Genomic DNA, 391 nt, shown 5'->3' with positions numbered 1-391 from the left:
ATCCAGGAGGCCCTGACCAATGTGCAGAAGCACGCGGGGACACGGGCGAGGGCCGAGGTCAGCGTGGTGCGGGTGGGACCGGACATCGAGGTCACCGTGCTCGACGACGGGGCCGGCGGCAGTACCGCCGAGACCGCCGCGCCGCCCGGCGGCGGCCACGGCCTGCTCGGCATGCGCGAGCGGGTCGCCGCGGTGCGCGGCACCCTGACCACCGGTCCCCGCTACGGGGGCGGGTTCCGCGTCCATGCGATCCTTCCGGTCAAGTGCCGCACCGATGCCGCCACCGACGCCACCGAGGACCCCGTATGACGATCCGTGTCCTGCTCGCCGACGACCAGGCGTTGCTGCGCAGCGCCTTCCGGGTGCTGGTCGTCGGCGAGCAGGACACGGA

1 protein-coding gene and 1 pseudogene are annotated in these 391 nt (G+C 73.7%); both read left to right on the top strand.

The genetic code is table 11. The features are described from left to right. Positions 1-309: ATP-binding protein (locus ACOV8S_RS31550; RefSeq protein ID WP_448321892.1), on the top strand; the 309-nt coding region annotated here is incomplete at its 5' end. Continuing rightward, positions 306-391 (top strand): annotated as a pseudogene (locus ACOV8S_RS31545) (DNA-binding response regulator); the annotation flags it as partial. The gene ACOV8S_RS31550 and the pseudogene ACOV8S_RS31545, both read left to right, overlap by 4 nt.

The sequence above is a fragment of the Streptomyces sp. CO7 genome (assembly GCF_053474865.1).
The sequence above is the reverse complement of the archived record's forward strand: the minus strand, read 5'-3'. Positions and strand labels throughout refer to the sequence as shown.